2 protein-coding genes are annotated in these 5,823 nt (G+C 55.7%); both read left to right on the forward strand.

Features of this window, described 5'->3' with window-relative positions:
• Positions 1-167: 167 nt before the first annotated feature.
• Complete coding sequence (recC, locus tag AQS70_RS06800; RefSeq protein ID WP_055102125.1) at positions 168-3,617, forward strand: exodeoxyribonuclease V subunit gamma; 3,450 nt, start codon at positions 168-170, stop codon at positions 3,615-3,617.
• The coding region (locus AQS70_RS06805; RefSeq protein WP_156355043.1) for a UvrD-helicase domain-containing protein at positions 3,617-5,823 on the forward strand (2,207 nt) is incomplete at its 3' end. The genes recC and AQS70_RS06805, both read left to right, overlap by 1 nt.

Genomic DNA, 5,823 nt, shown 5'->3' on the forward strand with positions numbered 1-5,823 from the left:
AGCTTGCAGCTTGCAGCTTGCAGCTTGCAGCTTGCAGCTTGCAGCTTGCAGCTTGCAGCTTGCAGCTTGCAGCTTGCAGCTTGCAGCTTGCAGCTTGCAATGCGCCAACTCTGCCGAGCAATGTTAAGGTTCGCCTTTGGGTTTTGCTTTCTCCTAAGGATGCTGTCATGCCGGTTGCTACGTCCCTCAATGCGGGTTTTATGGTGGTTCATGGTAACCGCCTTGATGAGTTACGCAGCTTGGTTGTGAGCTGGATGCGGCTATATCCTTTGGCTCCTCTGGAGAATGAAATTGCCCTGGTGCAAAGCAACGGTATCGCTCAATGGCTAAAACTGGCTTTGGCCGAGGATACAGAGGATGACGATCTCGGCGGCTGCGGTATTGCCGCGGCAGTGGACGTGCAACTGCCCGGCAGCTTCTTATGGCAGCTTTACCGGATGGTTTTAGGCAGTGAGCAAATACCCGCTAAATCTCTACTCGATAAAGCTCCACTAACTTGGCGCCTGATGCGCTTGCTTCCATCCCTTATTGACCAGCCACACTTCGAGCCGTTGCAGCGCTTTCTGACCCAAGACACTGATCTACGCAAGCGCTATCAACTGTCAGAGCGTCTTGCCGATCTGTTCGACCAATATCAGGTTTATCGCGCTGACTGGCTGGAAGATTGGGCCGCCGGTCGACATCAATTACGTAATGCGCGGGGTGAAAGCCCAGCCTTAAGCCCGGCAAATTGCTGGCAGGCTGAGCTGTGGCGTGCATTACTGCTCGACGTCGGCGAGGAGGGCATGTCGCAAAGCCGTGCCGGTGTGCACCAACGTTTTATTGAGAGGATTAACAGCCTTGAGCAAGCACCTCCGGGCCTCCCCGCGCGGGTGATAGTGTTCGGTATTTCGTCATTACCGGCCCAAGCGCTGGAAGCCTTAGCGGGACTTGCCCGTTTTAGCCAAGTCCTTCTGTGTGTGCATAATCCTTGTCGGCATCATTGGTCTGACATCGTTGCGGATAAAGATCTGCTACGCCATCAGTACAAGCGCCAAGCCCGTAAAGCCGGGATGCCCACGGCACTGGATCTCGATATCCTGCATCAACACGCACACCCATTACTCGCCGCATGGGGTAAACAAGGCCGCGATTACATCAACCTGCTCGACAGCTATGACGACCCCAACAGCTATCGCGCAGCCTTTCGTGATGGGCGTATCGACCTCTTCAGTGAAATAGAACCGCTAAACCTGCTCAATCAATTGCAAGACGACATTCTTGAGTTGCGCCCTCTCAACGAAACCCGAGAACGATGGCCTGACGTAGATCTAGACAGCGATCACTCAATACGCTTCCACATAGCCCACAGTGCACAGCGAGAAGTCGAGATACTTCACGATCAGTTACTCAAGCGATTTAGCGACAACCCTGACCTGCAACCGCGTGATGTGATCGTCATGGTGCCGGATATTGATAGCTATGCACCGCATATCCGTGCAGTGTTTGGTCAAATAGATCGCGACGACCGACGCTTTATCCCCTTCACATTGGCCGACCAAGGGCAGCGTGGCCGCGACCCGCTGCTGATTGCCATTGAACACTTGCTCAAGCTGCCTGACAGCCGTTTTCCGGTGAGCGAGATTCTAGACTTGCTGGATGTTCCGGCGTTACGGGCCCGCTTCAATGTCCAAGAGCGCGACTTGCCCACGCTACATGGTTGGATTGAAGGTGCGGGTATTCGCTGGGGATTGAATGCGCAGCAACGAGCAGGGCTAGGCTTGCCAACGGAGTTGGAGCAGAACAGTTGGCGTTTCGGCTTGCGCCGTATGTTGCTTGGCTATGCGGTTGGTAGTGGCCAAGCGTGTGATGGTATTGAGCCTTACGATGAAATTGGTGGCCTTGATGCGGTATTGATCGGCCCACTGGTGGCTCTACTAGACGCACTAGAAATCGCCCACCAAGAGCTTTCACAGCCTGCGTTACCGCAGCAATGGGGCGAGCGACTGCAAGCGTTGATGCAGCTATTCTTCTCGGCCGAAACCGAGCACGACGACTACCTGCTCGCCCAACTTGAAGAGCTGCGTGAGGCTTGGCTCGAAACCTGTGAGCAGGTTGGTCTGCAAGAAGAGTTACCACTAACGGTGGTCCGGGAGGCTTGGTTGGCGGGTCTTGACCAAGGCAAGTTGTCTCAACGCTTCCTTGCCGGGGCCGTCAACTTCTGCACCCTCATGCCGATGCGGGCTATTCCCTTCAAGCTTGTCTGTCTGCTTGGTATGAATGATGGCGATTACCCACGCGCTCAGCCGCCACTGGATTTCGACCTGATGGGCAGTGACTATCGTCCTGGCGATCGTTCCCGCCGTGAAGATGATCGTTACTTACTGCTCGAAGCGCTATTGTCTGCCCGTGAGCAGCTCTATATCAGTTGGGTAGGGCGAAGTATTCGCGACAACAGCGAGCGGCCAGCCTGCGTCTTGATCGGGCAGCTACGCGATCATCTCGCCAGTGGCTGGCACCTTCAGAGTGGCGAAGACCTGCTCGAAGCCATGACCCAAGAACACCCGTTGCAACCCTTTAGCACGCGCTACTTTCACGAAGGCGATCCTAATTTATTTAGCTATGCTCGCGAATGGCAGCAATTGCACGAACCTAAGATAGCTGTCCCGCTGGCCGAGGCGCTGACCACGCATGAGCAACAAGAACCCATAAACCTGATCCAGTTACAGGACTTCTTGCGACACCCTGTACGGCATTTCTTCAGTCAGCGTCTGAAAGTATTCTTTGAGGCTGCACAAGTACCGCTGGAAGATGAAGAGCCTTTCGTCCTTGACGCGCTGCAGCGCTATACCCTTAGCGACAGTTTGCTTGAAGCGGCCCTCGCTCAGCCGGAACAACCGCAACAGGCTTTAGCGGCCCGTGCCCGAAGCCTACAAGGCAGCGGTTTGTTTCCCATGGCAGGCTTTGGTGAGTGCTTGCAACACGAACTTATTGAGCCACTTCCCGACGTAGTGCAGCGCTATCAAAACCTCCTAGCATTGTGGCCAGCGCCGCTCAATAGCGCGCTAGCGGTCAGCTTTGAAGGTCACGGGCTGATGCTGGAGGGTTGGCTGAGTAATCTGCATCAGCGCAGTGACAACGGCCTACTGTCGGTCACTACGATTCCCAATAGTATTGGCGCGACCAAAACCCGTAAATGGCATCGACTGACGCGCGCGTGGGTCAATCACTTAGCCGCTTGTGCCAGCGGTTTGGACATGTCCACCGCGTTGGTCGCGACGGATGACACTTTGCTACTCGCCCCGCTGAGTCGCGAGCAAGCCAGCGATATTCTGGGTAATTTACTCATGGCCTGGAAAGTCGGCATGGACAGTCCGCTGCCGATCGCGGTTAAAACGGCTTTCGCTTGGCTCGCTCACACCGATCCGGCTAAGGCCACTGCCGCTGCGCAAAAAGCTTACGAAGGTGACGGCCAAAATAGCGACGGCGAGCGTCGTGAAAGTGCAGCACTGGCTCGTCAGTACCCCGATTACACGGCATTGATGGCTGATGGAGCGTTTGAGGATTGGTGTGATGCTCTCTATCGCCCACTCTTTGATGCGCCTTGGCGCTCATTAAACAGCGAGGAGTCCCGCTAATGAGCGAGCAAAAAATACCGTTAGCCTTGGCTTTCCCCCTACGCGGCAGCCAACTCATTGAAGCCAGCGCTGGCACCGGTAAAACCTTCACCATCTCGGCTCTTTACCTACGTTTGATCTTGGGTCACGGCGGCACTGAGTCAGGCTTTGGTCGCGAGTTGTTACCTCCGCAAATCCTTGTGGTGACCTTCACCGATGCCGCCACCAAAGAGCTGCGTGACCGCATTCGGACTCGACTTGCTGAAGCTGCGCGGTTCTTTCGTGACGAAATCAATGCGCCGGATGCGCTGGTTGAACAGCTGCGACATCAATTCCCAGCTGAGCAGTGGGCCGCCTGCGCGGGTCGCCTCGACATTGCTGCGCAATGGATGGATGAAGCCGCCGTATCGACGATCCACAGTTGGTGCCAGCGGATGCTGCGCGAGCACGCCTTTGACAGTGGCAGCCTGTTCACCCAAACCCTCGAAACCGATCACAGCGATTTACTCGGCGAAGTGCTACGTGATTACTGGCGACTGTTTTGCTACCCCATGCACGGCGACGCGCTGAACTGGGTACGCACACATTGGAGCGGTCCTGGCGCTTTGTTACCGCGTGTTCGCGCCTTATTCGGCAGTTCTCGGCCTGTGGAAAGCGGCGATCAAACGCCTGCCCAGATCATTGAAGCCTGCTTGCCAGAGCGCCGCCAAGCGCTGACACAGCTCAAAGCCCCGTGGTTGCAGTGGGCTCAAGAGCTGCGTGACATTTGCCTGCAAGGCGTGGCCGCTAAAGCCGTCGACGGTCGGAAAATGCAGGCGCGTTACTTTGAACCGTGGTTTGAAAAACTCAGCGCTTGGGCGGCTGATGAAGCTCAGGAGCAGCTTGATTTAGGCACCGGCTTCACCCGCCTGACACCTGAAGGCATGGCCGAGGCATGGAAAGACGAACCGCCACACCATCCAGCGCTAGATGCCATACGCGAACTCAAAACCGCCCTTGATGCATTACCAAGCCCCGATGCAGCCCTTCTGGAGCACGCGGCTCGCTGGGTGAGTGCGCGTTTCGAGGCCGAAAAGCGTCGTCGTGCCGAAATGGGTTTTGATGACATGCTGCTCAGGCTGGATGCGGCCCTACAGGCTGAAGGCGGTGAGCGATTAGCGACCTTAATCCGTGAGCAATTTCCTGTCGCGCTGATTGATGAGTTTCAAGACACCGATCCGGTGCAGTACCGCATCTTTGAAGCCATTTACAGCATCGAAGATAACGCTCTCGATACCGGCTTGTTCTTGATCGGTGATCCGAAACAGGCGATCTATGCCTTTCGTGGTGCGGATATTTACACCTACTTACGTGCTCGACACGCTACCCGCGGCCGACTTCACACACTGGATACCAACTTTCGCTCCAGTCACGCGATGGTCAATGGCGTTAACCACGTGTTTGAACGCGCGGAGTTGCGGAATATCGGGCGTGGCGCGTTTTTATTCCGTGAAGGGTCTGATAATCCTGTCCCCTTTGTGTCAGTTAAATCCCAGGGGCGCAGAGAAACCCTTCAAATTGATGGCTCGCCGGTGACGGCCTTCAACCTATGGCAATTACCTTCCGAGCAGCCCGTATCGGGTGCGATATATCGCCAACAATTGGCTGCTGTGTGTGCCAGTCAAATTGTCGAGTTGCTCAATGGTGGGCAGCAAGGCCGTTCTGGCTTTGTCATAGAGGGGCAGTCTTTAAGAGGTGTGTTGCCCGCAGACATTGCGATTTTGGTTCGTGACGGTAAGGAAGCTCAGGCTGTTCGGCGTGAATTATCCTCGCGTGGTGTCCGCAGTGTTTACTTGTCCGATAAGGATTCGGTCTACGCCGCGCAGGAAGCTCACGACGTACTGGCTTGGCTCAAAGCCTGCGCTGAGCCGGACGTTGAGCGCCCGCTGCGAGCCGCACTGGCCTGTATCACCCTAGACTTGCCGCTGATTGAGCTCGAACGTCTCAACCAAGATGAGTTGGTCTGGGAACGGCGTGTTATGCAGTTCCGCGGCTATCGAGAAATATGGCGAAAGCAAGGCGTGCTCGCCATGTTGCGTCGCTTGCTGCATGACTTTGAATTGCCTCAAGCCCTGATTACCCGTGCGGACGGTGAACGCGTACTGACCAACGTGTTGCATCTGTCTGAACTCCTACAGCAAGCGGCTGCGGAGCTGGATGGTGAACAAGCTCTAATTCGGCATTTGGC

This window comes from Pseudomonas endophytica (genome assembly GCF_001411475.1).
Taxonomy (GTDB): Bacteria; Pseudomonadota; Gammaproteobacteria; order Pseudomonadales; family Pseudomonadaceae; genus Aquipseudomonas; species Aquipseudomonas endophytica.